Annotated in this window: 19 protein-coding genes; 8 read left to right on the top strand and 11 right to left on the bottom strand. The window is 62.1% G+C overall.

Annotation, left to right across the window (positions count from 1 at the left end; all coding sequences use genetic code 11):
* Positions 1-9 precede the first annotated feature (9 nt).
* From KCG44_RS06500 to KCG44_RS06485, 4 genes are all read left to right on the top strand, one after another.
* The gene (locus tag KCG44_RS06500; protein WP_218445072.1) at positions 10-870 is read left to right on the top strand and encodes a proteasome-type protease; all 861 of its coding nucleotides are present in this window, start codon (positions 10-12) and stop codon (positions 868-870) included.
* A gap of 118 nt (positions 871-988) precedes the next feature.
* A complete protein-coding gene (locus KCG44_RS06495) occupies positions 989-2911 on the top strand; it encodes an autotransporter assembly complex protein TamA (protein ID WP_218445070.1) in 1923 nt (640 codons plus the stop codon).
* A complete protein-coding gene (locus KCG44_RS06490) occupies positions 2911-7083 on the top strand; it encodes a translocation/assembly module TamB domain-containing protein (protein WP_218445069.1) in 4173 nt (1390 codons plus the stop codon). The genes KCG44_RS06495 and KCG44_RS06490 overlap by 1 nt, the downstream gene beginning before the upstream one ends.
* A gap of 112 nt (positions 7084-7195) precedes the next feature.
* Positions 7196-7855, top strand: coding sequence for a glutathione S-transferase family protein (locus tag KCG44_RS06485; RefSeq protein ID WP_218445068.1), 660 nt, complete (start codon positions 7196-7198; stop codon positions 7853-7855).
* A gap of 73 nt (positions 7856-7928) precedes the next feature.
* On the opposite strand, the gene rplI is transcribed toward KCG44_RS06485, so the two are convergent.
* The 4 genes from rplI to KCG44_RS06465 form a co-directional block, all read right to left on the bottom strand.
* Positions 7929-8672, bottom strand: a complete 744-nt coding sequence (gene rplI / locus KCG44_RS06480) for a 50S ribosomal protein L9 (RefSeq protein ID WP_439651419.1) — start codon at positions 8670-8672, stop codon at positions 7929-7931.
* 13 nt (positions 8673-8685) lie between these two features.
* Positions 8686-8910 (bottom strand): 30S ribosomal protein S18, encoded by a 225-nt coding sequence (gene rpsR / locus KCG44_RS06475; RefSeq protein ID WP_218445067.1) that lies wholly within the window; start codon positions 8908-8910, stop codon positions 8686-8688.
* A 14-nt stretch (positions 8911-8924) separates the two neighbouring features.
* Complete coding sequence (gene rpsF / locus KCG44_RS06470; RefSeq protein WP_218445066.1) at positions 8925-9287, bottom strand: 30S ribosomal protein S6; 363 nt, start codon at positions 9285-9287, stop codon at positions 8925-8927.
* Between the two features lie 167 nt (positions 9288-9454).
* Positions 9455-10594: a tetratricopeptide repeat protein gene (locus KCG44_RS06465; RefSeq protein WP_218445064.1), complete on the bottom strand. Its 1140-nt coding sequence runs from the start codon at positions 10592-10594 to the stop codon at positions 9455-9457.
* Between the two features lie 255 nt (positions 10595-10849).
* Here KCG44_RS06465 and fabD point away from each other — a divergent pair, with 255 nt between their 5' ends.
* Together fabD and fabG are read left to right on the top strand one after the other, a co-directional pair.
* The gene (fabD, locus tag KCG44_RS06460; protein WP_218445063.1) at positions 10850-11791 is read left to right on the top strand and encodes an ACP S-malonyltransferase; all 942 of its coding nucleotides are present in this window, start codon (positions 10850-10852) and stop codon (positions 11789-11791) included.
* Between the two features lie 180 nt (positions 11792-11971).
* Positions 11972-12709: a 3-oxoacyl-[acyl-carrier-protein] reductase gene (fabG, locus tag KCG44_RS06455; RefSeq protein WP_218445062.1), complete on the top strand. Its 738-nt coding sequence runs from the start codon at positions 11972-11974 to the stop codon at positions 12707-12709.
* A gap of 148 nt (positions 12710-12857) precedes the next feature.
* On the opposite strand, the gene KCG44_RS06450 is transcribed toward fabG, so the two are convergent.
* From KCG44_RS06450 to sciP, 4 genes are all read right to left on the bottom strand, one after another.
* Positions 12858-15512: a valine--tRNA ligase gene (locus KCG44_RS06450; RefSeq protein ID WP_218445061.1), complete on the bottom strand. Its 2655-nt coding sequence runs from the start codon at positions 15510-15512 to the stop codon at positions 12858-12860.
* A 226-nt stretch (positions 15513-15738) separates the two neighbouring features.
* Positions 15739-16497, bottom strand: a complete 759-nt coding sequence (locus tag KCG44_RS06445; RefSeq protein WP_218445059.1) for a carbonic anhydrase — start codon at positions 16495-16497, stop codon at positions 15739-15741.
* Positions 16498-16645: 148 nt separating this feature from the next.
* Positions 16646-17716, bottom strand: a complete 1071-nt coding sequence (gene aroC, locus KCG44_RS06440; protein ID WP_218445058.1) for a chorismate synthase — start codon at positions 17714-17716, stop codon at positions 16646-16648.
* Positions 17717-17786: 70 nt separating this feature from the next.
* Entirely contained in the window at positions 17787-18083 is a 297-nt protein-coding gene (sciP, locus tag KCG44_RS06435; protein WP_218445057.1) for a CtrA inhibitor SciP, read from the bottom strand.
* A 327-nt stretch (positions 18084-18410) separates the two neighbouring features.
* On the opposite strand from sciP, the gene mnmA reads away from it, so the two are divergent.
* Together mnmA and KCG44_RS06425 are read left to right on the top strand one after the other, a co-directional pair.
* Positions 18411-19529 (top strand): tRNA 2-thiouridine(34) synthase MnmA, encoded by a 1119-nt coding sequence (mnmA, locus tag KCG44_RS06430; RefSeq protein ID WP_218445055.1) that lies wholly within the window; start codon positions 18411-18413, stop codon positions 19527-19529.
* A gap of 59 nt (positions 19530-19588) precedes the next feature.
* Positions 19589-21547, top strand: coding sequence for a serine hydrolase domain-containing protein (locus tag KCG44_RS06425; protein ID WP_218445054.1), 1959 nt, complete (start codon positions 19589-19591; stop codon positions 21545-21547).
* Here KCG44_RS06425 and KCG44_RS06420 read toward each other — a convergent pair.
* The 3 genes from KCG44_RS06420 to KCG44_RS06410 are packed head-to-tail and all read right to left on the bottom strand — an operon-like array spanning position 21535 to position 23930.
* Positions 21535-22236, bottom strand: coding sequence for an endonuclease/exonuclease/phosphatase family protein (locus KCG44_RS06420; protein WP_218445053.1), 702 nt, complete (start codon positions 22234-22236; stop codon positions 21535-21537). The two genes, KCG44_RS06425 and KCG44_RS06420, sit on opposite strands and share 13 nt — an antisense overlap.
* Entirely contained in the window at positions 22237-23055 is an 819-nt protein-coding gene (locus tag KCG44_RS06415; protein WP_218445052.1) for a PhzF family phenazine biosynthesis protein, read from the bottom strand. It abuts the gene before it with no gap.
* Positions 23025-23930: a cation diffusion facilitator family transporter gene (locus KCG44_RS06410; RefSeq protein ID WP_369411956.1), complete on the bottom strand. Its 906-nt coding sequence runs from the start codon at positions 23928-23930 to the stop codon at positions 23025-23027. The genes KCG44_RS06415 and KCG44_RS06410 overlap by 31 nt, the downstream gene beginning before the upstream one ends.
* Positions 23931-23969 lie beyond the last annotated feature (39 nt).

Genomic DNA, 23969 nt, shown 5'->3' with positions numbered 1-23969 from the left:
TGTGTCGGCATGCGTGTTCATGCCGGGCTCGTGATGATGGCCGACAGCCGCACCAATGCGGGCGTCGACAACATCTCGGTCTATCGGAAATTGCATATATATAATCGCGCGGACCGCTTTGTGGCGATTTGCACGGCGGGGAGCCTGTCGGTAACGCAGGCCGCCCTGTCACATCTGGACGAAGGTCTGGAGATGGCAAACGGCGACGATGAACGATCGACGATCGATAATCAGGCGAACATCTTCCGCATCGCGCAATTGATTGGCCGCGCCCTGCACGAGAGCCGCAACGAGGTTCGCGATGCGTTGAAACGCGACGGGATACGGTCCGGTGCCTCCATGCTGGTCGGCGGCCGTGTCGGCGCTGAACCGGTGAAGCTTTTTCGGGTCTATGATGCGGGCAACGCCATTGAATGCCGGCCTGAAAATCCGTTTCTGCAGATCGGCGAGATCAAATATGGCAAGCCGATCCTCGACCGTGCCCTGAATTACAAGACGCGCATGAACGAAGCGGCAAAAATCGGGCTCATCAGCTTCGATTCCACCATGCGTTCGAACCTCGCTGTCGGCCTTCCCATCGATATGGTGCTGCTACGCGACCATGAGGGCTCGGAACCTGTCGAACATACGATCACCGAGAATGACGGCTATTTCCAGCGCCTGTCGAAATCATGGTCGACGAAACTGAGAAACGCGACCGCAAGCATCGAACGGCCTGACTTCGTGCCGATGCTGCCGGATGATGAAAAGGAGTCGCTCCAGAAGACGCCGCGCGCGCGGCGGACCGTGGGCAGCCCTCAGGCGGAAATGCCCAGCGACGGCGAAGAGGCCTGTGAAGAATCCGGCAGCGACGCCCAATTGGAGGGGTGACGGGCACAAAGCTGCGCTTCAGCATCGCACGGACATGCGGTTTTTGGATCAGTGCCGCCTGGAAAGGGATGGCGACGTCATTCTTTTCCTTCGCCGCAGAACGTGAAATTCAGCTTCCGTGCAGGCTGCACCGCGTTATGTCGGAGCGATGTATGCTTATGTCCGTTTACTGACCCTCGCGCTGGTCGTGTCGAGCCGTGCATGGGCACAGGACACCGCGCCCGCACGGACAGTCAGCGACCCCCTGCCAGCGATCCCCGAGATAGAGGCCGACTGGCAGGACCTGTTCGGGCGTCTGGAGGAGGAAGATCAGACCGAGGCGGCCAGGCCTGTGACCGCGATCCGCTACTCGGTTGAGTTTTTGCCTGAATTACTGCCGGCAATCGCTGGGCCGTTCAGGGAATTGTCTTTGCTGCTTACGGGAAACGGCGCGAGCGTTCCTTCACTTGCGGAGCTGAATCGACGTGTTCGCGTCGACCGCGATCTTATTTCCCGGCTGCTTCGTGCCGAAGGATATTACGACCCGCTGATCGACATTAGCATCATTAACCCGGACGAACCCGTAGCGGCGCGGCGGGTTGTTTTTGAAGTCGACGCAGGGCCGTTGTACCGGTTCGACGATATCGCGGCGACCGGTCTGAGCGTCAATAACGGCGATCCCGTCAGGGCGGGCGCCGTACTGGGTGCGCTCGGCGAACTTCGGCTACGCCTGCCGCGCGAGGGGTATCCGTTCGCGGACGTACCCGATCCTGAAATCATTATCGATCACGAGACGCGCCGAGCCAGCCTTGCGCTGAATGTCCGGACCGGGCCGCGAGGACGGTTCGGCAGCATCCGCGTCCTTGGCGAGGACGCGCCCTTTGATGCCGACCATGTCAATCTTCTCGCACGCTTCGAGGCGGGCGATGTCTATGACGCGGCGGATATCGACGATCTGCGCCGCGCGCTGATCGCGACCGGCCTCGTGGGAAGTGCCGATATTACGCCCGTCAAAGGGGCGCCGATCAACGAGGTTGAGGCCGAAGTCGATCTGGACGTCGACCTCACCTCCGCGCCCGCCCGCACGCTCGCGGCGCAGTTCGCCTACGATACGGAAGACGGATTCCGCGTCGAAGGCAGCTGGCAGCACCGCAATTTCTTTCGCCCGGAAGGCGCGGTCACGGCACGGCTGGCTCTGGGTACGGAGGAACAGTTACTCGCGCTCGATCTTCGGCGTTCGAATTACGGCGCGCGCGACCGCATCGTCGGCGGGCGTGTCGCCGCCTTTCGAGAAGACCGCGATGCCTTTTTCAGGCGCGGCGTTCTGGCCTCCGCATTTATCGAGCGCGAAACCAATCTGATCTGGCAGAAGCGCTGGACCTACAGACTGGGGCCGGAGCTAATCTTTTCACAGGAACGCGACCGGTCGGCGCTGCTGGGAGTCCCTGCGCGGCTGAATACCTATTACGTCGCCGCGTTTCCCGCACAGCTGACTTATGACGGTACCGATGACCTGCTGGACCCGTCGGAGGGGTTTCGGCTGCTCGGTCGTCTCAGCCCGGAAATATCCTTTCAGGGCGGCACCTTCACCTATGCGCGCAGCGAGGTCGGCGCGTCCGCCTACCTGCCGCTCGGCGAAGAGCGCAAGACCGTGATCGCCGGGCGCGCCCTTGTCGGCAGCATCCTTGGTTCCGGCCGACGCAATATCGCCCCTTCGCGGCGTTTTTACGCCGGTGGCGGTGCCTCCGTACGCGGCTTCGGATTTCAGGATGTCGGTCCGCGCGACGCGGACGGAGAACCCCTTGGCGGCCGCAGTAAGGTCGAAGCCAGTATCGAGGCACGACATCGCTTCGGTGACCTTGGTGCCGTCGCCTTTGTGGACGCAGGCCAGGTTTATACATCAAGCGCACCAGGCTTTGATGATTTCCGGTTCGGCATTGGCGTCGGCGCGCGCTATTACACGCGCTTCGGTCCCATACGCATAGATATCGCCACGCCAATCAAACGGCGAAGCGGCGAATCCCCGGTCGCCGTCTATGTGTCGATCGGCCAGGCGTTCTGATGCGACTGCGCAGGATATTCGGCGTCGGCGCGCTGGTGTTGCTCGGGTTCATGGCGTTCGCCCTCCTCGCCCTGCTGGCGCTCGATACCCAGCCGGGACACAGGCTTATCGCGCGGCAAATCGCGGGGATCGCACCAGGTAGCGGTCTGCAAGTGTCCATCGGCAGGATCGACGGTTCAATCTACGGCGATATCATCCTGCATAAGCTGGAGCTGAGCGATCTGGACGGTGTTTTTCTGACAAGTCCCAAGGTTCGCCTCGATTGGCAACCGCACGACTTTATCGTCAAGGACCGGCTGTCCATTCATCAGCTGCGCGCGGCACGGGTTTCACTGGTACGCCTGCCGCGGCTGCGGCCCAGCGAGGATGAGCGCCCGCTTCTGCCCGATTTCGACATCAGCATTCGTAAGGCCCTTATCGGTCATCTGGAGGTCGATCCCCGTATCGCGGGCCGACCGCATAACGCCTCTCTTGCCCTGACGGCGCTTACCACGCCGGACCGGGCGAGACTGGGTATGCTGGCCCGCAGCCGGACAGGCGGCGACACATTTCGATTGTTTCTCGACGCCGCACCGGACGCCGACAGATTCCGGCTGAATGGTGCGCTGCAGGCACCCCGGGGGGGCTTGCTTGCCGGTATGACCGGTCTCGACCGGGCCCTCCATATAGACCTGGACGGCAAAGGGCGCTGGACGCAGTGGCGCGGCAATCTGGTCGCCAAGCTCGCCGAGGCAGGTTCGCCGCCAGTGCCGATCGCAAACATGGCCATCGATGCGGCCCATGGTCGTTTCCGACTTGACGGCCGTGTCGACCCGGCACGTCTTGTGAGCGGCGGCGTTATTCCGCGACTGGCGCCAAGCGGTATCGTTATCCGTGCGAGCGCTGCGCCGGATCAGGATCGTCTGCCGTTCATCATATCCGCCAAGGCACCGGCGTTCAGCCTGGATGCGCAGGGTGAGCTGGACCGCAGGATCAGCAGACTGACCGATACCACCGCCCGTATCGCGCTGCTCGAGCCGCGATCGCTGGTCCGCACCATGACCGGCGAGCGTATTCGGATGTCCGTCGCCGCCGACGGAAGTGTGAGGGCGCCGCGCATCACCTATAAACTCAATGCGAGCTGGTTCGCCCTGGGTGACCAGCGGCTCGACAATCTAAGCGCAAGCGGAAGGATCGCCGGCAAGGACCATCCAGGCGATTTCACCGTCGATGCGACCTTTGATCGCCTGACCGGCGCCGGAGACCTGGTCGCGCAGCTGAGCGCGCGCGCACATGTTACCGGGCCTTTATCGCTCGACGGATTCGTCGTGCGGGGACAAGGGACCCGCCTTGATACGCGCATGCTGACCGCGCGCGCCGATTTGATGCTTGACCTTGCAACCGGGGCTTATGATGTCGTCGGCACCACCGAAGTCCCGGACTACCCCATCCCCGGCCTTGGCCGCGCGGCGGTTCAAGGAGATCTCAGGCTGAAGCCCGATCCCCTTGAGCCGCGCAAGCTGCATATTTCAGGGCCGGTATCGGCGCGCCTCACGCGGCTGGACAATGATTTCCTGCGCTTCGTCTTTGGCGGCCTGCCGCGTGGGCGCGCCGATATCATCCGGACGCCGGACGGCACGATCAGCCTGAGCGCTGCAAAAGTCACCGGGCCCGAATTTTCGGTCGCGGGGCAAGGTACGTACCGCCTCGGTCAGAAAATCGACTTTCAGGGACGCGGCGAACAGCTGCGGTTCGGCACCCTGTCGCTCGACCTTTCGGGTGACATCTCGCGCCCGCTCGCGGTCGTGAATGTCGATCGCTATACGCTTGGCCTGCCAATTGAGAATATCAGCGCAACCTTCACGCCGGGTCCGGAACGCTATGCTTTCAACGCCGCGGGCGCGACACTGCTTGGCGAAATAACGGCCACGGGTCAGATCGACACGGCCCCCGGTGCCGTTCGTTACAAATTTGGCGAGATCTCCCTTGCCGGGGTACGGGCACGGGGCGTCCTGACGCCATCTGGAGGCGTTCCGGTCGACGGAACGCTCGCGATATCCGGCTCGGGCGTCGACGGAACCGCCCGGTTCAGCAATGAAAACGAAGCCCAGCGGATCGTTGTGGCCGCCGGTGCTACAGCCGCAGCACTGGCGACCGAGCCCGTTATCGGCGCACGGCGGGGTACCGTCGCCGCCGACATCCTGGTGACCGCAGACGGCAATCGCACAAGAGGCAGTTTTGACCTGTCTGGCGCGCGCATCGGCACGCTCACCCTCGCCAGCGCGGATGGTGCCTTCGACCTGACAAATGGTGTGGGTACGATCACCAGCAAAGTGAAAGGCCGCCGGGGTACGAACTTTGCATTCGACATCTCGGCCGCGTTTGCCGCGGACGCCGTCCTGGTGTCTGCGGAGGGCGATGTGGGCGGCCAGAGGCTGGGCATCGCCCGTCCGGCCCGCATCGATCGAGACGAAGATGGCACCTGGCGATTGGCGGAAACCCGCATCGCGCTCCCAGTGGGTTCGGCAAGGCTCGCAGGTTCCCTGGATAAGGAAGCGACGACGATCCGGGCTGGTCTGGATGAGGCCGGCCTTGGCCTTTTGCAACTGATCTTTCCCGATGTCCCGCTGACCGGCACCGCCACCGGTGCGATCGAGCTGACCGCGTCCGGCGCGCGACTGCCGCGAATTCGCGCAAACCTGCGCGTTCGCGATTTCGCAAGACAAAGCAACCTGTTGTCCGAGCCTGTCGATCTTGCGCTAATCGCCGTCCTCAATGACGATGTCGGAGCCGTGCGCGCGGCGCTGGAAATTGACGGCAGGCGGCTCGGGCGGTTTCAGGCACGCCTGCCCCATATCGCAGGCACACCGGATTTATCCGCGTTTCAACGGATCGCAGCCTCCCCCGTCCAGGCGCAGCTTCGCTATCGCGGTCCCGCCGAGGCCATCTGGCCGCTCGCCGCGATTGACGCGATTGCCGTGAGAGGACCTTTGCAGGCGCGCATCGATATTGGGGGAACCGTGGGCGAGCCGCGCCTGACCGGTAATCTGGAGGCCAGGTCGCTGGGCGTTGAAAGCGTGGCGAGTGGCACCGTCATCGAAGATATCCAATTTTCCGGCAGGTTCGCGGGATCGGAACTCCTCATCGAGACATTTAACGGCCGCGACCGCCAGGGCGGAAAGGTATCGGGCCGCGGTACGGTCGACCTATCCCTGTCCCGAGGCTTCCCAATCAATATCCGGCTGGATACGAGACGCGCGGCACTTGTCGATATCGACACGCTCGACACCCGTGTCACGGGGCCGGTACTCATTTCCAACAGTCCGGAAACGGGCGCGAAAATCTCCGGTGATCTCACAGTGGACCGGGCGCGCTACCGCGCGGGCAATGCGCAGCTGGAAACCATCCCCCAGCTCACGGTACGCGAGGTGAACCGGGACCTCGTCCGTGCGCGCGAGACACCGCAGGGTTCGACCGTCTGGCAATTGGACGTCACCGCCGCCGCCGACGACCGGCTTTATGTGCGCGGTCTTGGGCTCGACAGCGAATGGTCCGCGCGGCTGAAGCTTGGCGGGCCGATCACCGAACCCCGTCTGACCGGTAAGGCCCGTCTGGTGCGCGGGGATTATGATTTCGCAGGGCGCCGCTTCGAATTAACACGCGGCGAGGTGCGCTTTGGCGGGGCCTATCCCCCCGACCCCGTCCTCAACATTCAGGCCGAAGCGCGGGTGGAGGGACTGACCGCGCAAATCAACATCGCCGGTCTGTCGAGCCAGCCGCAGGTCCGCCTGTCCTCTGTCCCTGCCCTGCCGCAGGACGAAATCCTGTCGCGTGTGCTGTTTGGAACGGGCATTGCCAATCTCTCCGCACCCGAAGCGCTGCAACTCGCAGGCGCGGTCGCTGCGCTCCAGAACGGCGGGTCGAGCGCGCTTGACCCCATTGGCTCGGTGCGCCGCGCCATCGGTATCGATCGCCTGCGCATTCAGACCGCTGACAGCGCCACCGGACGCGGTACAGGCGTCGCAGCGGGCGAATATCTCGGCCGGCGGACATATGTCGAAGTCTCAACGGACACCAACGGCGTGACAGCGACCCAGATTGAATTTGCCCTGACGCGCGCTTTTTCCGTGCTCGGCCGTGTCGCGACATTTGGCGGCAGTTCTGTCGGCGTGCGGGTATCCACCGACTATTAGCAGCGGCCCTTTGCATTCCCGGCGACATCCCCGCACGCTATCCAATCACAGGGTGGCTTCGCCGGCACCGGTCTGCGAACGTACGGGTGAACCATGAAAAAGGCCGTTATCCATGCTGATCGTTCACCACCTTCGTATCTCGCAGTCAGAGCGCGTTGTCTGGCTCTGTGAGGAGCTTGGCCTCGACTATGATCTGAAACTCTATAATCGTCGTCAGGACAATCGGCTGGCTCCGGACGAACTGAAGGCGCTGCATCCCATTCAGACAGCGCCGATTATTCAGGACGGCGACCTGACGCTTGGCGAGTCGGGTGCCATTCTTCAGTACATTACCCAGACATATGGCAGCGCGGAGCAGCAGGCGGTCCTGAACCCCGGACCTGACGACGCCGATTATGCCGACCACCTGTTCTGGTTCCACTGGTGCAATGGCACGCTGATGACGGCAAACATGATGTTGCTGCTGGTCAGCATGTCCGGCGCCGCGAAGGACAATCCCGCACTTATATCGTGCCAGGAGCGGGTCGCACGCGCATGGGCGATGATGGAAACGCGCCTTGGCGAGTCCGACCATTTCGGCGGCCGCAACCTTACTCTGGCCGACATCAACATCGCCTTCTCGCTGACCACCGCACGGGCATTCCGGGAAGAGAAGACCAGCGTGGCGGACTTCCCTAATATTCGGGCCTGGTTGCAGCGGATTGGCGCGCGCGACGCCTACCAGCGCGCCATGGCAAAAGCGGAACCGGGTATGGCGCCAGTGCTAAGCTGATATGGCCCAAGAAAAAGGGGCCGTGTCTGAATATCCAGACACGGCCCCTTTTGTTTCTGGATGCGCCAGCGCACTATGCGCCAGTCTTATCCTCTTCACCATCTTCTGCCTTGGCAGCATCGTCGGCCGTTGCGTCTGATTCCGCTTCGGCAGTGTCGCTGGCATCGGTTTCGCCGTCCGCGCCCTCGTCACCTTCGGCCGGGCCTGCACCCTCTTCGAAGATTTCACCGCGCGCTTCCGCTTCTGCCTGCGCTTCCGCACGGGCAAGAGCTTCAGCAGCGGCACGCTCGGAAGCCGACATCGTGTCTTCCTCGTCGTCGCCAGCGAAGATATCAATGCCCTCGGCCTGCATTTCGGCCTCTTCCTTGGAGCGGGCTACATTGGCTTCGACCTGCACCGTCACTTCAGGATGCAAGGAAATGTCGACCTGATGGATACCCAGCGTCTTGATCGGCTCGCCAAGGGTGACCTGATTCTTGTCGACATTGTGGCCTTCCTCGGACAGCGCCGTAGCAATGTCGCGGGCGCTGACGGAGCCGTACAATTGACCCGAGTCCGAAGACTGACGGATCATGATGACCTGTGTGCCGGAGAGCTTTTCGCCATCCGTTTCGGCGACCGCACGCTTTTCGGCGTTTTCCTTTTCGATACGCTCACGATCGGCTTCGAAACGGGCGCGGTTGGCTTCGTTCGCACGGAGCGCCTTGCCCTTGGGCAGAAGGAAATTGCGGGCAAAGCCAGGCTTCACCGACACAACATCTCCGATATTACCAAGCTTTTCAACGCGCTCAAGCAGGATGATGTCCATTTGTGCCATGGTCTCTCTCCTCCTAGCGAACGATGAACGGCAGAAGGCCGAGGTGGCGGGCGCGTTTGATCGCCTTCGCCAGCTCACGCTGCTTCTTTGCGGAGACAGCCGTGATACGGCTGGGAACGATCTTGCCACGCTCGGACAGGAAACCGCCAAGCAGTTTCACATCCTTATAGTCGATCTTCGGCGCGTCGGGACGGCTGAAGGGGCAGGATTTCTTGCGGCGGAAAAAGGGACGACCCATAATATACTACTCCCTTAGTCGCGCTCGCGGCGCTCACGGCGCTCGCGACGTTCGGTTTCCTTGCGCATCTGGACGGAGGGACCTTCCTCCAACTCCTCGACGGCAATGGTAAGATGACGGATGACATCGTCGGAAATGGCAATGTTGCGCTCCATCTCCTTGACGGCCGCGGGCGGCGCGTCGATGTTCAGCATGACAAAATGTGCCTTGCGGTTCTTCTTGATCTTGTAGGCAAGGGATTTCAGACCCCAATATTCGGTTTTCTTGACCGAACCTTCGCCTGCCTCGATGATCTTGGTGAATTCCGCCGACAGCGCATCTACCTGCGCGGTCGACAGGTCCTGGCGCGCCAGGAAGGTGTGCTCATAGAGCCCCATCGCGTTTTCTCTCTGTCTGTGCCGATCGCTGACGTGCGGCAATCGCAGCGCCCCTCCGGCTTTCCTATAAAATATACGAGGCGGAAACGCGTACGCTTCCACCTCGTATGAACCCGATATGCACCACCGGCGGCCAAGAATCAACCGCGGAGTCCCGTGATGTTCACTCAGCCGCTGCGTGTCTCCGCATATAGTTTCCAAAGTGCGGCGACTTCGTTGAAGGCACTGTCCTGCTGCACCATGTTGAACGCCTTCATGGCGATATCGGTTTTGCCCGCGCGAAGGGAGCTGATCCCGATACCGATCAGTGCCTGATTGATGAACGGCGACTGTTTGATCTCGCGCTGCATCTTGTAGGATTTCCAATAGGCGACAGCGGCAGCTTCGTATTTCCCTTCGCCGAAAAGCGCATTGCCGGCGCGGAAATAACCCTCTGGGCCGGGCTTCAGCGTCGAGAATTGGGTAACGACCTGCTGATGACGATTGCCCGCCGCGTTGACGATGCTCTGTACTTGCGGATCCTCACTCGACAGCTGTTCATTCTCGATACCGCGTGTCACGATACGCCGCGCCACGCCTGGCTCCTGCGCGACGGTCGCCAGCTTCGCGAATTCGATATAATCTTCCGAGCGCGTGATGTTGTTCGTTTCGGCAAGCAGCTTGTACAGCGCCAGCTTCGCGTCCCGGGTAAGGCTTTCACTCTTGAGGTTATTGAGCAGTGCCCGCCAGCGCGTCGGTGTCGGATCCTGCCTGATCAGACGTTCGATGGTGGCAAGATATTGCTGCTTCTCACCCATTTTGAACTGTGCGTTCGCAAGATTCTCAAGATACTGCACCTGCGGTCCGTTGCGCGCGATCAGATCTTCGTAGATTTTCGCGGCTTCAGCGCTCTTTTCCTGTTTCAGGTACGACTGCGCGACGATCGTCAGGCCCTTCGTATTGCCCATGCGGCGACCCATTTCGATCGCCTTGTCATAGTTGCGCGCGCTGTAATACATCGGTGCCAGCTGCGCCGCGCTTGCGCCAATGCTCTCAAGGTCCTTGGCGGCGGCGGAATAGCGCCCGGCGCGCGTGTTCACATAAGCCGACATCTCCGCAACCTTGCGCCGTTCCGCGGCTGTGTTCGCCGCCGCACGCGCGCGTGAGACACGCTGCAAAGCGGCGGAGATATTTCCCTGTCCAGCAAGACTGCGCGCTTCCTGCAGCGGCACGCCGACATCGCGGTCAAGCGCCTGTGCGAACGCGCCGGTCGCCGGAAGGGAAAGGGACAGCGCAGTCGCCAGCGCAATGGTACGGATGGTCTTCATGGTAATCGGTCTCACTCCCAGTATTTCGTTCCTGTAACAATATACGGTGCCAGCAGAGACATTCCTACTCTCCACGTCGCCAGCCCGCCAAAAAACGGTTGGCAGCATTCGCCTCTTCAAGAGCCGCCCACTGCCAAAGGAGCGAACCCTAGCGGAACCAGCGGCCTGTTCAAGGGGGCGCTTGCATGCAGGCGTCGCCGCGGCATAAGCCGTCATGAAACTTCGCCAAACGTCCCCGTATCTGGAGCACTGACCATGACAACCCGCGCTTTCCTGTTTCCCGGCCAGGGCAGCCAGACCCCCGGCATGGGCAAGGCCCTTGCTGAAGCCAGCGCGGCGGCACGCGCGGTCTTTGAGGAAGTCGATGATGCGCTGGGACAGAAACTGTCGGCACTGATGTTCGAGGGGCCTGCGGACGAGCTTACGCTGACCGCGAATGCGCAGCCCGCGATCATGGCCAATTCGATCGCCGTGCTCAGGATCCTGGAAGCGGAAGCCGGTTTCATCCTGTCCGAGCAGGCCCGGTTTGTCGCGGGCCATTCGCTTGGTGAATATAGCGCCCTTTGCGCCGCGGGCAGCATCGACATTGCCGACGCGGCCCGGCTATTGAGGACGCGCGGCGATGCGATGCAGGCGGCAGTACCCGTCGGTGAGGGTGCGATGGCCGCGCTTCTGGGCCTGAGTTTCGAAGACGCGGTCGCGAGCGCGGACGAGGCGGCGACGACCGACGAAATATGTGTCGCCGCCAACGACAATGCGCCAGGGCAGGTCGTGATTTCCGGCCATAAAGCCGCCGTCGAGCGCGCCATCGAAATCGCCAAGGGCAAAGGCGCGAAACGCGGTATGCTGCTGCCCGTCTCGGCGCCGTTCCACTCGCCGCTGATGAAGCCCGCCGCCGAGGTCATGCAGGCCGCGCTTGCAAATGCCAAAGTGAATGCGCCGACAATTCCCGTCGTCACCAATGTCACAGCAGACGCCGAAACGGAGCCTGCCACGCTGAAAAAACTCCTGGTGGATCAGGTGACGGGCACAGTGCGCTGGCGCGAGAGCATTTCCGCCATGGCGGACGGCGGCGTCGACAGCTTCGTCGAGCTTGGTGCCAAGGTTGTCGGACCGATGGTGAAGCGCATCACTACCGATGCCGAGGCCGCCAGCATCGTGACGATGGACGACATCGAAACCTTCGCAAAGGGGTAGCCGTTTGGCCGACGATTGATGAACGCCGTGCACGCGCCGACCGGCGGGCACGGGTGTTACGTAAGGGATGCTGGCCGGGAACCGAGCCTGAAGATTCGCCTGCCCGCGCCCTTTACGAAGGCATGGTTGCCGAGGCAGAGCAAACTTTCATTTATGATCTTGAATGGTAGGAAGCTGAACATGTTCGACCTTGACGGAAAACGTGCACTTGTCACCGGCGCATCCGGCGGCATCGGATCGGCAATTGCCGGGGCATTGTCAGCACAGGGTGCGATCGTCGCCCTGTCGGGTACCAATGAAGACCGATTGGCAAAGGTCGCGGGCGGGATCGGCGGCAATACGCACACCCTGCCCTGTAACCTTTCCGACGCGGAGGCCGTCGACGGCCTGGTGGGCCGCGCGGTCGACGCGATGGGGGGGCTCGACATTCTCGTCAACAATGCGGGCGTCACGCGCGACAATCTCGCCATGCGCATGAAGGACGAGGAGTGGGACACGGTTATCCGCGTCAATCTGGAGGCCGCCTTCCGCCTTGCCCGCGCATCGCTACGCCCGATGATGAAGGCGCGCCATGGCCGCATCATTTCCATTACCAGCGTCGTCGGCGCGACCGGCAATCCCGGGCAGGCAAACTATGCCGCGTCGAAGGCGGGCCTCGTCGGCATGTCGAAAGCGCTGGCGCAGGAAGTCGCCAGCCGCGGGGTCACCGTCAACTGCGTTGCGCCGGGGTTCATCCAGAGCGCGATGACCGACGATTTGCCCGACGCGCAGAAAGAGGCACTGACCGGCCGCATTCCGGCGGGCAAGCTGGGGTCGGGCGAGGACGTGGCTGCGGCGGTGGTGTATCTGGCAAGCGATGAAGCCGGATATGTGACCGGCCAGACCATGCACGTGAATGGCGGGATGGCGATGCTGTAGGGGGCGCATTTTTTGCAGTCACCCACACTTCCTCATCCCGAGCGCGGTCGAGGGACGCACGATGTTGCCGCGTCGCCATGGTGCGTCCCTCGACCGCGCTCGGGATGATGGAATCCGTGTATCGCCGTGAAAGCGTACAGCGTGCGCCTCAGCCGAGACGCGTCAGCGCCGCCCGCAGTCGTTCAGCTTCCGCCTTGCGTTCGACGAGCTTCTCTTCGGTCTCCACCACGACTTCCGGCTTTGCCTTCTCGCGGAATTTCGGATTGCCCAAGCGGCCCTCGATCGACTTGATCTCTTTCTCCGCGGCTTCCGCGTTCTTGGTCAGGCGCGCGCGTTCGGCGGCGAGGTCGATGACACCCTCCAACGGGATGATGTAGGTCGCTTCGCCGAGTACGATCTGCGCGGAGCCGCCTTCGGGGGCGGCGGCAGTGGAAATGCCCTCGGCGCGGGCCAGGCGCTCGATCATCGCAGTGTTCCTGCCCAGACGGGCCGCCGTTTCCGCGCTGGCATCGCGGACATGCAAAGGCAGTTTCGCGCCCGCAGGTACGTTGAGTTCGCTGCGGCTGGAGCGGATCGCGCCGATCAGGTCGATCAGCCAGTCCACTTCCCTGGCCGCATCCTCCTCGACATGATGGGCATCCGCGGCAACCCATTTGGCATGGATCAGGTCATAGGGACGCGGTCCCATCTTGTGCCACAGTTCTTCGGTGATGAACGGCATGACCGGGTGCAGCATGACCAGAATCTGATCGAGCACCCAGCCCGCGACGGCCTTCGTCTCTTCCTTCGCCGCCTCGTCCTCGCCCTGCAGGACGGGTTTGATCAGTTCGAGATACCAGTCGCAGAAGCGGTCCCAGGCAAAATGGTAAGCCGTGCCCGCGAAGCTGTCGAAACGATATTCGGCAATCGCCCCATCGAGAGCCTGCGCCGTCCGGATGGTCTCGCCGATGATCCAGCGGTTGACCGCGCTGGTGGCGGACGGCGGCGCATAGGTCTGGCTGGCACCGATGCCATACCCTTGCGCAAAGCGCGCGGCATTCCACAGCTTCGTGGCAAAGTTGCGATAGCCTTCGATTCGCCTTTCATCGAGCTTGATATCGCGCCCCTGCGATTCCATCGCCGTCATCGTGAAGCGCAGCGCGTCCGCGCCATATTTGTCGATGATGCCGAGCGGATCGACGGTATTGCCCTTCGATTTCGACATTTTCTGACCGTCCGCAGCGCGCACCAGGCCGTGGCAGTAAACCGTATGGAACGGCGCCTTCCCCGTGAACTCAATGCCCTGCATCATCATGCGGGCAACCCAGAAAAAGATGATGTCGAACCCGGTGACGAGCACGTCGGTCGGGTAGTGCTTCTCCAGCATCGCCGTCTCATCCGGCCAGCCGAGCGTCGAGAACGGCCACAGCCCCGAAGAGAACCATGTGTCGAGCACATCGGGATCGCGCGTCAGCGCGGCACCCTCACCCGCCTTCCGCTGTGCCGCTTCCGCGTCATCGGCGACAAACACATTGCCGTCCGCATCGTACCAGGCCGGGATCTGGTGTCCCCACCACAGCTGACGGGAGATGCACCAGGGCTGGATGTTTTCCATCCAGTTGAAATAGGTCTTCTCCCACGTTGCGGGGACGAACTTCGTCTCGCCGGAGCGCACGGCCGCCATTGCGGGTTTGGCCAGCGTTTCGGCGTCGACATACCATTGGTCGGTCAGCCAGGGTTCGATGACCACGCCGGACCGGTCGCCATAGGGCGCCTGGATTGTGCGGTCCTCCACGCGCTCAAGCGCGCCGGTTTCTTCAAGTTCCGCGACCAGCGCCTTCCGCGCATCTTCGCGCGACAGGCCGAGATAGGCGTTCGGGATCAGACCGTCGCTGGTCTGCACGATGCGCGCCTCATCATCGAACATGTTGAGCATGTCCGCAGGGACAATGCCCGCGCGCTTGCCGACATCGAAATCGTTGAAATCGTGCCCCGGCGTGATCTTGACCGCGCCCGACCCCAATTCGGGATCGGCATGTTCATCGGTGACGATGGGAATTTCGCGGCCCGTTATGGGCAGCTTCACCATCTTGCCGACCATGGCGCGATAGCGGTCATCATCGGGATGCACGGCCACGGCCATGTCGGCCAGCATGGTTTCCGGCCGCGTCGTGGCCACCGACAGCGCGCCCGATCCATCAGCGAGCGGGTAGGTCATGTGCCAGAACCTGCCGTTCACTTCGCGTGTTTCAACTTCAAGGTCAGAGATGGCGGTCTTGAATTTCGGGTCCCAGTTCACAAGGCGCTTGTCGCGGTAAATCAGACCTTTGTCGTAAAGATCGACGAACACCTTGCGGACGGCCTTTGACAGCCCATCGTCCATCGTGAAGCGTTCATTGGACCAGTCGCAGCTGGCCCCCAGACGGCGCAGCTGCGTCGTGATGGTGCCGCCGGATTCCTCTTTCCAGTCCCAGACCTTCGTCTCGAACTCGGCGCGCATCATGTCGGTGCGTTTGACGCCGTCGGCGGCAAGGCGGCGTTCCACCACCATCTGCGTCGCGATACCCGCATGGTCGGTACCGACCACCCACAGCGCGTCCCTACCCCGCATCCGCTGATAACGGATGAGAACATCCTGCAGCGTATTGTCCAGCGCATGACCCATGTGCAGGCTGCCCGTCACATTGGGCGGCGGGATGACGATCGTAAACGGCTCCGCGTCCGGACGGTCGGGCCGGAACGCGCCGCTTTCTTCCCAGTGCGCGTACCAGCGGGATTCGATGTCGGCGGGGTCGAAGGTCTTCGGAATTTCACGATCTGTCATGGCGCGCTCACTGCCAAACATGTTGCGGTGCGGCAAGGTGGTAGCGGCAGTCGCGCCAAGAATGATGCCCGGCCGCACCTCAGGCCAAAGGGGCTAGGCGTGAGGCGCGGTCGAACGAGAACCGGTTTTTAGGAGGCGAACGGGGGCGTTGGCCTCAGCCAGCGCGATGTCCAGGGCGGACTACACTTGAAACCGTGTTTATCCGGGACGCCGGGACGAGTTGAGCTCACTCAGCGGGGGCGACGACCAGCCGGCCATGAAGTGGCTGCAGCGGACGCGCATTGTTTCCCATGATGTCCGTCATCGCCGCCAGTTGCGACGCGCTGGCGGTCACCGGCTGCTTCACGACATGCCAGTTGACGCCTTCGCTGCACGGCGGAGTCGTCAGCGACCCCTGAAAGCGATACACGCCCATATCCCCGGGGAGCATTCCGTTTGGATCGATCATTGTGCCGCTGATTGTGTGTGCAGGGGTTTTGTCCGCTGGCGCTGCATCCACGATCTTCTGAAGCTCCGCATTTGCGGCACCTTCCTCGAATAAAATACCAAGCACGGCCAGCCGCCCTTCGCTGTCGGCATGTACGAAATGGCCCACCATCGGATAGCGTTTCCCGGCGATCGCCTCTTCCGACGGCGTGTGGAAATGGACCTGAACCAAGTCGAACGTCATGTCGCCGCTGGTCATCGTAGATCCGGCGTCGAAATTCGCTTGGACGGTATGCCCATTGTTCAGAACGGTGAGGGCACCGGCGTCATAGGCGACGGACACATGGACATCGCCCTGGGCGTTCGCCGCCGCCAGATCGATGGGCGACTGCATCCTGCCGATCTTGCACATCTCATATTCCGCCGAGAGGTCGCCCCAGCTTGCCGGGCCCGCCGGGCCTTCATATCCCCAATCGGCGGCTGTCGCGGCTCCGGCACCTGCGAGGGCGAGCGCAATGGGCGTGAGGGCGAGCTTGGAAAATGCCGGGATGGTGGTCATGTGTTTCGTCTCCGATTTGAATGTGTGCACGACATCTGAGCCGCACATCGCCATTGTTCAAATCGAATTCATGCCCGCGAATTGATAGGCACTGCCTATGAACAGGAATCTGGTGTGCGCTGTTAGCGCCGACCGTGCCGCAATGCCATCATCCGACCTGCGCACGGTGCATGAGAAAGGCGTCCGCCAAAACCAGCGCCATCATGGCCTCCGCGACAGGAACGGCGCGAATACCGACACAGGGATCATGACGGCCCTTCGTCTGGATTTCCGTCGCCTGACCATCGCGCGTGATGGTATCGACCGGCGTCAGAATTGAGGACGTGGGTTTCAGCGCGATGCGGCAGATAATCTGCTGCCCGGTCGAAATGCCGCCCGCCGTACCGCCCGCATGATTGGCTTCAAAGAGAGGCGGGTCGCCGGGACGCTCGCCGGGCCGCATAGGATCGGCATTCTGTTCTCCCGATAGCCTGGCGGCCCCGAAGCCGTCGCCAATTTCCATGCCCTTGACGGCGTTGATCGACATCATCGCGGAGCCAAGTTCACTGTCCAGCTTGGCGTAGACCGGACTGCCCCAGCCCGCGGGCACACCGTCGGCGAGCACCTCGACGACCGCGCCGAGCGAGGAACCCGACCTGCGCGCGGCATCCAGCTTTGTTTCCCAGCGCGCCGCCGCGTCCGCGTCTGCGCACCAGAACGGGTTGGCGGCGATCTGCGCGGCATCGAAGCCCGACACCTTGTCGCCGCCCATCTCGACAACATGGCCCAAAATACCGACGTGCGGGATCACTTTGCGCGCAATCGCGCCGGCCGCCACACGCGCAGCCGTTTCACGCGCGCTCGAACGTCCACCGCCGCGATAGTCGCGAAAGCCATATTTCGCGTCATAGGCATAATCGGCGTGGCCGGGCCGGTATTTCCCGGCGATATCGCCATAGTCTTTCGATCGCTGATCGGTATTCTCGATCATCAGCGAGATCGGCGTCCCCGTGGTCTTTCCCTCGAACACACCGGACAGGATGCGGACCTGGTCGGCTTCCCGCCGCTGAGTAGTGAAACGCGACTGGCCCGGTTTGCGGGCGTCGAGATAGGGCTGGATATCACCTTCGCCGAGCGGAAGCCCAGGCGGGCAGCCATCGACGATCACGCCAAGGGCTGGTCCGTGGGATTCGCCCCACGTGGTGAATCGAAAGAGGCGGCCGAAGCTATTCCATGACATGGATGCGGGTATTGGCGCGCGAGATCATTCGGCGCAATGGGGCTCTTGTGACCGGACCCGGCTTGCGAACCTAGCTGTCCTGCCGCTCGAACAGCGCGCGATAGTGCTGTGTCCGGGTGACGCGAAGGCCGGCCAGGCCCGCACGATCGACGGCGCGCTGCCAGCCATTGAATTCTTCCAGGCTCAGATCATAGCGCTCGCACGCCTCGTCAATCGTCAGCATCTCGCCCTTAACGGCTGCGACGACTTCGGCTTTCCGGCGCACGACCCAGCGCCGCGTGCTCGGCGGTGGCAGATCCTCCATGGTTATGGGCTCCCCAAGAGGGCCAATCACCGATGCCGGCTTAAAGTCCTGATTTTCAAGCATAGTGGTCCCGGTCTTCATCTTGTGGGAGGGCATGTTTTTCCCCGCCAGATTTCATGACCGAATGTTTACGCCCGGGCTGGCTAAGAATTAGCTAATCCGGATCGTAAATTTTGCGGAAATCATTTTTATATCCAATGGTTAAGGCGATATTGATCTTCGTTAATACGTCTTCAAAAGGCCGGGAGAACGCCAAATTTCTGACGCAGGCTAAAGGTTTATTTCAAAAATATCTCATCGCGGATCAACCGGGATCAACCCGGACGCCATCATGTCCGCGATCTTTCGGCAATGGTGGCATCGCGCGCGATAATCGCTATTTATCCGGTCATGCCTGTCGATCTTCAGCTTCCCGCCCCGGCAAAGGGCAAGCGCATTGTCGTCGCCATGTCCGGCGGCGTCGATTCGTCCGTCGTTGCCGCCCTCGTCGTCGAAGCGGGCTATGAAACCATTGGTGTGACACTACAGCTTTACGATCACGGCGCCGTCGCCGCGTCGTCAAAGACGTGCTGCGCCGGAAGCGACATCCACGATGCCCGCCGCGTTGCCAATCGTCTCGGCATTGCGCATTATGTACTCGATTATGAAAGCGCGTTTCGCGACAGCGTCATCGATGATTTTGCCGACAGCTATGCCCGCGGGGAAACGCCCATTCCCTGCGTCCGCTGCAACCAGACGGTGAAATTTCGCGATCTTCTGACCGTTGCGAAGGACCTTGGCGCCGATGCCCTTGCCACAGGTCATTATGTCCGCCGCGTCAATGGAGATAGGGGTGCCGAATTGCATCGCGCGATCGATCCTGCACGCGATCAAAGCTATTTCCTGTTTGCGACGACGAGCGCGCAGCTGGACTATCTGCGCTTTCCGCTTGGCGGGATGGAGAAGAGCGAGGTGCGCGAACATGCGCGGCGTTTCGATCTTGCCGTGGCGAACAAGCCTGACAGTCAGGATATATGCTTCGTTCCCACAGGCGACTATGCCGCCCTGGTAAAAAAACTGCGGCCGGAAACCGCGATTCCCGGCAACATCGTCGACCTGTCCGGACAGCCGCTGGGACGTCATGAAGGTCTGGTGCATTTCACCGTCGGCCAGCGCAAGGGGATCGACATTGGCGGGCAGCCCGCTCCGCTCTATGTTGTCCGGCTGGAACCGGAAAGCCAGACACTGGTCGTCGGCCCAAGAGAGGCCCTGGGGGTCGCATCGGCGACGCTTTCCAGCGTGAATTGGCTGGGCGCCGCGGTGCCCGATCCCGCGGCGCCGCTTGCCGCCAAGATCCGGTCCATGGCGAAACCGGCATCGGCATGGTTCGACGGAAAGACGCTCAGGTTCAAGACACCTGAATTTGGCGTGTCACCGGGTCAGGCGGCGGTGATCTATGACGGCGACCGGGTGATGGGCGGCGGCTGGATCGCGGCGACGGAACCGGCTTACAAGGCCATGGCCGCGTAGTTTTTTCTTTCGCGGGTCGTTCCGTGCCCCTAATCATGTTCCGCCGGGGGGACAAAAGAATGCAATTGAATCATCATGCGGTGCGTCTGATTTCCTTAGCGTGTCTGTGGCTGTTCCTGTCTGCGATGCAGGGCCTGCCTGCTGCCATCACGGATAGGACCGGCACCGCGACAAATTCCGGCACCATTCCTTCCGCCGATACAGTCGACATGGCGGAGCTGGAAAGCTTTGTGGACGGCTTCATCGCCGCGAAACTTGTCGATCTAGACCCGCCGGGCATGGCCGTTGCGATCGTAGTCGGCGATCGGCAGATCACGAAGGGCTACGGCCTGGCCGACGTTTCGGCGGGCCGCCTGAACGATGAACAGACGCTGTTCCGCATCGGCTCGATATCGAAACTGTTCGTCTGGATGTCGCTGCACATGCTGGCGGATGACGGCAAAATTGACCTTGATGCCGAGGTGAACAGCTTTTTTGATGGATTTGCCATTCCCGACGCCTTCGACCGGCAGGTCACGGTTCGGGACCTGATGGCCCATCGTCCCGGTTTCGAGGATAATCTGCGGGACTTTCTGGACCCCGACCGTGACGTGTCCCTGCGCGAGGCCGTTTCGCGGGAAATTCCGCGCAGGGTCGCGCCTGCGGGTGAATTTGCCAGCTACTCGAACACGGGTACGAATATGGCCGCTTACATCGTCGAGCGCGTATCCGGCATGCCCTATAATGATTTTGTCCGGACACGCATTCTTCAGCCTGCGGGCATGACCTCCACCACGTTGAGCGACCCCGGCACCGGACGCAATCCGGACGCGCTCGACGCGCGCATGGCCGCCGCGCACAAGATTGAGGACGGGCTCGCAGTCACGGCCGATTATATGGCGGTGCGGCCGCAGGAACCGGTCGGCGCGGTCGCCATGGACGCGCGCGATGCGGCCACGTTCATGCGGCTGCTGCTGAATGAGACACGGGTTGAAGGCGGCCGGCTGCTGTCGCCGGAGGCGTTCGCAAGGCTGGGCGCGCATGCTTTCCCCGATGGCGAAGGCGGCGACGATATGGGCTGGGGCTTCATGCTGAACGATGTCGATGGTCTGTCGACCTTCGGTCACGGCGGCGCGACACAGTTTCTGAGCTGGCTATTCATTGTTCCTGAACTCGACCTGGGCGTGTTTGCCTCCGCCAATATGAATTCGGCGAATTCCTATCCCGTTGATTTTGCCTGGGCCGTCGCGCGCAAAGTTGCGGGCACCGATGCCGCGAGCGCGTTTTACCGGCGCAAGGGCGATGTCGACGCCGCGAACGAAGTCGCCGGAACATATTTGAACAACCGCCGACCACAGGGCAGCGGTGCGGCGATCGCGGGCATGGCCACCGATATGAATGTCCGCGCTACCGACGACGGATATCTGGTCGTCCCCGGCAGATCGGAAACGCGGTACGCCCCGCTCGCCAAAGACATCTGGGTCAACATCTCGGGCGCTCGTCTGCGCGTGGTGCGCGGCGAAGACGGCCGGATCGTGCGCCTGCATGGCGGAATGGGTACGGCGACGCTCGAACGCATCTCCTTCCTATCCAGCACCCCTGCCCTGGCGCTTGGGTTCGGGGGCGCGATGCTACTGTCGCTAACCACGCTACTTGGCATGTGGTACCGCCGGGGCCGGATGACGCGGACCACCGTGACCGGGCGAAAGCTGAAATGGATTGCCGCAATGTCGGCATTGCTGTGGCTGGCGTTCGGCATCTGCCTTGCGCTCGTGGCGCTGGCCGTCGCGGAGCTTGATATCTCGAAAGTGGACGAGACCGGTTTCCCGCCCCTTTCCCTGAAAGCCGCGTTCTTCATGACGGTGGTGCTGGCGATCCAGACAGGAATACATGTCATCGGGATCGTTCCGGCATGGACGAAATCGGGGTGGACGGCCTGGCGCCGTATTCACTTTACGGTCTTTGGTCTGGTCGCGGCATTCGCAATCGGCCTGATGATCCGCTGGAATATTCTTGGCGGCTCTTTCTACGGCCTGTAGCGCAGCTTCGCCCAGACCGGCAGATGATCGCTTGCACGCTTTGACAGTGCACTCGTGTGAACGCCGCAGTCATTGCAGTCCAGTTCCTGACTATAGATGATACGGTCAAGTTCCAGCGTTGGCCTGCGGGTATGGAAACTGGGGCCGCAGGATGCCAGCCGATATTGTCCGGGGATCGTAGGCATGGCCGCGCGCCTGCCCTGGTTCCAGTCGTTGGTGTCGCCCATAAGGATGGTCGGCATCGGTCTCCGGCCTTCGATCAGCTCGATCAGCCCCCGCACCTGCTTGACGCGGAACATGCCGGACAGGTCGAGATGCATGCCGACAATGCGCAGCGGCCCCTGCCCCAGATCCACTTCCGCCAGCACAGCGCCGCGCGGCTCCAGCGTTTCCAGCCAGAGCGGTTCCGCATGCAGGATTTCCGCGCTGTCGCGGACAAAGATCGCATTGCCATGCCAGCCTATGCTCTTTTCCCGCATGTCGAAGCTGACATGCTTATAGTCGCCCGCACCTTCCCGCAGCAGCTGCGAATCGACGATCGCGCGCCGCTCGAAGAAACGGCGATCCGCCTCTTGCAGCGCGATGATATCGGCGTCGATTTCGGCGATGACTTCCAGAATGCGTTCCGGGTCACGCCGCCTGTCGAGGCCGATGCCCTTGTGAATATTATAGCTGGCGACCTTGAACATTCAGACCAGCAGGACGCCCTCGATGACATCGACGCAGGTGCCGCGCAGGATCGCCCTGTCGCTCTCCAACGTGCAGTGAATATGGCCGCCGCGTTCACTTGCCTGATGCGCGGTGAATGAGGGACGGCCGAGCCGCCCGGCCCAGTACGGCGTCAGGATCGCATGGGCGGAGCCGGTAACCGGATCCTCGTCGATACCGGCGCCAGGCGCGAATACGCGGCTGACGACATCGCTGCCGCTGAGCGCATCGCCGGGCGCTGTCGCGATGAAAAGATAATTGCCGAGCTTTCCCATGGCCGCGAAATCGGGGGCGAGAGCGCGCACGCGCGCGGCATCGGCATAGATGGCGAGGAAACTGTCCTCGGCTGCGTTTTGCGTGACGCGCACCTCGTCCGGCGCCTGACCGAGCGACGCCGCAAACGCGGGATACTCGGTCACTTCGCACGGCCAGCTTGGCAGGTTCATCGCATAGCCGTCGCCGTCACGCGCGACGGACAAAATGCCCGCACCTCGCAACGTGCGGAAACGCACTTCATCGCGGCCGGGCTCTTCCGTCAACACGGCGTGGCCAGAGGCGAGCGTGGCGTGGCCGCACATCTCGACCTCGACGGCGGGGGTAAACCAGCGCAGCTGATAATCCGCCTCACCGCTATCGTCGGGAACGACCCATGCGGTTTCGCTAAGATTATGCTCGCGCGCGATTTTCAGCATAAGATCATCGGGGGGAAAAGCGTCAGCGCGGTATACGGCAGCGCTGTTCCCCTCGAACGGACGCGCGGCGAAAGCGTCTATATGCCGGAAGCGGACGGTATTGGGCAAAAGTGATCCTCCTCAACCTCGCTATCATCCATATGACCCTTGGGGTCGATATGGATCAGCAGTTCGGTGCCGGGATAAGCCGCCAGCACGGCTTGTTCCACCCTGTCCGAGATTTCATGCGCTTCCGCCACGGTCAGGTCGGGATCGACCCACATGTGGAACTGAACAAAATCCTGATCGCCCGCCCGGCGCGTGCGCAGCTCGTGAACCCCATGCACATCCGGCATCAGCGCGACCATGTTGAGAAGCTTCTGCCGCTTCAGCTCGGGCCATTCCCGGTCCATGAGCATGTCTATGGACTTGCGCGCGGACTTGAATCCGCTCCAGGCCAGCCAGATCGCAATGGCAAGACCGAAGACCGGGTCGGCACCGTCAAGACCAATCGCAGCGAGCAACAGAGCCAGAATCACGGCGATGTTCAAAGCCAGGTCAGACACATAGTGCAGGCGGTCCGTCTCGATCGCGAGTGAATTGGTCTTTCGCGCGATCCGCTTTTGATATGTGACCAGCGCGAGCGTCAGCACGATGGCGAAAACCGACACGCCAATGCCCGTTTCGGGAACCGTCACGGGTCGCGGATCAGAAAAACGCATGCCGGCGCGCGCGGCGATCACGAAGGCGCTCAACGTAATCAGCATGGTCTGGAACAGGGCCGCAATCGCTTCGGCCTTGCCGTGACCGAACCGGTGTTCCCTGTCGGCAGGCTCCGCAGCGACGCGCACGGCGATAAAGGTGATGACGGAAGCAATCAGGTCGAGCCCGGTATCCGCAAGCGAGCCGAGGATCGCCACTGATCCGGTCTCCCACAGTGCCCAGACCTTCGCGATCATCAGGACAAGCGCGGTCGTCATGGATGCAATTGCCGCGCGGCGCATCAGTCTGCCGCGCAGGTCATGATCAACAACGGTACCGGG

The organism is Pacificimonas pallii (assembly GCF_019204005.1).
In the GTDB taxonomy this organism is placed as follows: domain Bacteria; phylum Pseudomonadota; class Alphaproteobacteria; order Sphingomonadales; family Sphingomonadaceae; genus Pacificimonas; species Pacificimonas pallii.
Note: the sequence above shows the minus strand (reverse complement) of the source record. Positions and strands in the feature narration are given on the sequence as shown.

Excerpts from the sequence above, each read along its gene's own strand:
- KCG44_RS06500 (WP_218445072.1), top strand. The coding sequence starts at position 10 with ATGCGTGTTCATGCCGGGCTCGTGATGATGGCCGACAGCCGCACCAAT.
- KCG44_RS06490 (WP_218445069.1), top strand. The coding sequence starts at position 2,911 with ATGCGACTGCGCAGGATATTCGGCGTCGGCGCGCTGGTGTTGCTCGGG.
- KCG44_RS06485 (WP_218445068.1), top strand. The coding sequence starts at position 7,196 with ATGCTGATCGTTCACCACCTTCGTATCTCGCAGTCAGAGCGCGTTGTC.
- rplI (WP_439651419.1), bottom strand. The coding sequence starts at position 8,672 with ATGGCACAAATGGACATCATCCTGCTTGAGCGCGTTGAAAAGCTTGGT.
- rpsR (WP_218445067.1), bottom strand. The coding sequence starts at position 8,910 with ATGGGTCGTCCCTTTTTCCGCCGCAAGAAATCCTGCCCCTTCAGCCGT.
- rpsF (WP_218445066.1), bottom strand. The coding sequence starts at position 9,287 with ATGGGGCTCTATGAGCACACCTTCCTGGCGCGCCAGGACCTGTCGACC.
- KCG44_RS06465 (WP_218445064.1), bottom strand. The coding sequence starts at position 10,594 with ATGAAGACCATCCGTACCATTGCGCTGGCGACTGCGCTGTCCCTTTCC.
- fabD (WP_218445063.1), top strand. The coding sequence starts at position 10,850 with ATGACAACCCGCGCTTTCCTGTTTCCCGGCCAGGGCAGCCAGACCCCC.
- fabG (WP_218445062.1), top strand. The coding sequence starts at position 11,972 with ATGTTCGACCTTGACGGAAAACGTGCACTTGTCACCGGCGCATCCGGC.
- KCG44_RS06450 (WP_218445061.1), bottom strand. The coding sequence starts at position 15,512 with ATGACAGATCGTGAAATTCCGAAGACCTTCGACCCCGCCGACATCGAA.
- KCG44_RS06445 (WP_218445059.1), bottom strand. The coding sequence starts at position 16,497 with ATGACCACCATCCCGGCATTTTCCAAGCTCGCCCTCACGCCCATTGCG.
- aroC (WP_218445058.1), bottom strand. The coding sequence starts at position 17,716 with ATGTCATGGAATAGCTTCGGCCGCCTCTTTCGATTCACCACGTGGGGC.
- sciP (WP_218445057.1), bottom strand. The coding sequence starts at position 18,083 with ATGCTTGAAAATCAGGACTTTAAGCCGGCATCGGTGATTGGCCCTCTT.
- mnmA (WP_218445055.1), top strand. The coding sequence starts at position 18,411 with ATGCCTGTCGATCTTCAGCTTCCCGCCCCGGCAAAGGGCAAGCGCATT.
- KCG44_RS06425 (WP_218445054.1), top strand. The coding sequence starts at position 19,589 with ATGCAATTGAATCATCATGCGGTGCGTCTGATTTCCTTAGCGTGTCTG.
- KCG44_RS06420 (WP_218445053.1), bottom strand. The coding sequence starts at position 22,236 with ATGTTCAAGGTCGCCAGCTATAATATTCACAAGGGCATCGGCCTCGAC.
- KCG44_RS06410 (WP_369411956.1), bottom strand. The coding sequence starts at position 23,930 with ATGCGCCGCGCGGCAATTGCATCCATGACGACCGCGCTTGTCCTGATG.